At 64.8% G+C, this 1,967-nt stretch carries 3 protein-coding genes and 1 pseudogene; all 4 read left to right on the top strand.

The features are described 5' to 3' along the window. Positions 1-303, top strand: a pseudogene (locus AAIL66_RS24195) (phage baseplate assembly protein V); the annotation flags it as partial. Then, positions 300-650: a GPW/gp25 family protein gene (locus AAIL66_RS24200; protein WP_343497950.1), complete on the top strand. Its 351-nt coding sequence runs from the start codon at positions 300-302 to the stop codon at positions 648-650. The pseudogene AAIL66_RS24195 and the gene AAIL66_RS24200, both read left to right, overlap by 4 nt. Then, positions 647-1,564, top strand: coding sequence for a baseplate J/gp47 family protein (locus AAIL66_RS24205; RefSeq protein ID WP_343497951.1), 918 nt, complete (start codon positions 647-649; stop codon positions 1,562-1,564). The genes AAIL66_RS24200 and AAIL66_RS24205 overlap by 4 nt, the downstream gene beginning before the upstream one ends. Then, positions 1,557-1,967 (top strand): phage tail protein I (locus AAIL66_RS24210; protein WP_343497952.1); only part of this gene is annotated, 411 nt, incomplete at its 3' end. The genes AAIL66_RS24205 and AAIL66_RS24210, both read left to right, overlap by 8 nt.

The following is a 1,967-nucleotide window of genomic DNA, read 5'->3' on the forward strand; positions in this document are numbered from 1 at the left end:
GCTCTGGTGGCCACACTGCCGGGCGGTGGCACGGCCAAGCTGGTGGCGCCGGATAGCGTCACCATCGACAGCCCCCAGGTAACGATGACGGGCCACTGCCTCGTCAAAGGCTCTTTGACTTATCAGGGCGGCATGCGTGGCAGCGGGACTGCCGAGGGTGCCAACGGTGCGGCAGAAATCCAGGGCACGCTGCGCACGACGCAGGATGTGATTGCCAGCGGCGTAAGCCTGCGCACCCACCCCCATGGCGGTGTGTATCCGGGCAGCGGCAACAGCGGCGGACCTATCGGGGGCACAGCATGATGAACGTCAGCACCGGCCGCAGCATCGACTACGCGGCGCACATCAGCCAGTCCATTACGGACATTCTCACCACGCCCATCGGCTCGCGCGTCATGCGCCGGGGCTACGGCAGCTTCATCCCGCAACTTATCGACCAGCCCATGACGCCCGCCAACATCCTGCGGCTGCAGGCGGCCACCGCGCAGGCAATCATGAAACACGAGCCCCGCACGCGCCTGCGCCGTGCATTTCTCGGCTTTGACGCCAGCGGCCGAGCAGTGTTGCAGCTGGAGCGCCAGGACCGTGGGCAGGCATCCACACGCAGCCAAACCGTGAGCATTCAACCCGCTCAAGGTGCCCACACATGAGCAATGCCCAAATCATTGACATGAGCAAGCTGCCGGCGCCCGCCGTGGTAGTGGTGCCGGAGTTTGAAACCATTCTTTCCGTGCTCAAGGCTGACTTCGTAGCGGCTATGCCTGCAGAGTTGCGCGCAGCCGTCAGCGACACCCTTGCTCTGGAGTCCGAGCCATTGACCAAGTTGCTGGAGCGCTTGGCCTATCAGCTGATAGTAGAGCGCAGCGACAGAAACGACAGCGCCCACGCCGTGATGCTGGCCTATTCGCGCGGCAGCGACCTGGACCAGTTGGGCGCCATCTTTGGCGTCGTGCGCCTTGTCATCGTTCCTGCCCAGCCAGCCGCCATTCCCCCCATGGCTGCTGTCTATGAGGATGACGACACATTCCGTGCCCGCATTCAGTTGGCTCCACGCGGCTACAGCGTAGCCGGGCCTGTGGGCGCCTATGTCTTCCATGCCAAAACCGCAGACGGTCAAGTCCTGGACGCAGCGGCCACCAGCCCAACGCCGGGCCGTGTCGTGGTTTCCGTGCTCTCCCGTGTGGGCAGCGGCGTGCCCAGCCAAGCCCTGCTCAATGCCGTGTCGGCCGCCGTCAATGCAGACGACATCCGACCGCTCACGGATGAGGTGATCGTCCAGGCGGCCACCATCGTCAACTACCAGATTGCCGCCAAGATTTACACCTTGCCGGGGCCGGACTCGTCCAGCGTCCTGACCACCGCTCATCAGCGCGTAGCAGCCTATGCCGAATCCATGCACCGCATCGGCCGGCGCCCCACCCTGTCCGGCATCTATGCCGCCCTGCATATCGAGGGCGTGGACCGTGTGGAGCTGACCAGCCCGACTGCGGATGTGATCGTCGGTGAAACGCAGGCAAGCTGGTGTACCGCCATCAACGTGACACACGGGGGCATCGTTGGCTGATTCACTGCTCCCCCCCAATGCCACGCCGCTGGACCGAGCCGCCGAGTCGGTCATGGTCAAGCACCTGGACGCCATCGACCAACCGCACCGCGCGCTCTGGAACCCCGATACCTGCCCGCTGGAGCTTCTGCCCTGGCTCGCTTGGACCATGGGCGTGGAGGCATGGCGCAGCGAGTGGCCAGAGGCCATCAAACGGGCGCTGGTCCGCAATGCCATTCAGATCCAGCGGCAACGCGGCACCCTCAAGAGCGTGCGCGACACCGTGGCCAGCTTCGGCGGTGCCATCAGCATCCGGGAATGGTGGCAGACCGTGCCCAAAGGCTCGCCGCACACCTTTGAACTGGTTTTCACCATGACCGGCCAGGACGGCGAGCAGGCCAGTGCCGCATTCGTGCAGGACGTT

This window comes from Comamonas sp. F1-6 (genome assembly GCF_039581415.1).
GTDB lineage: Bacteria > Pseudomonadota > Gammaproteobacteria > Burkholderiales > Burkholderiaceae_C > Comamonas > Comamonas thiooxydans.

What these genes read in the sequence shown, in the direction of transcription:
- AAIL66_RS24200 (WP_343497950.1), top strand. Translation starts at nt 300, where the DNA reads ATGATGAACGTCAGCACCGGCCGCAGCATCGACTACGCGGCGCACATC.
- AAIL66_RS24205 (WP_343497951.1), top strand. Translation starts at nt 647, where the DNA reads ATGAGCAATGCCCAAATCATTGACATGAGCAAGCTGCCGGCGCCCGCC.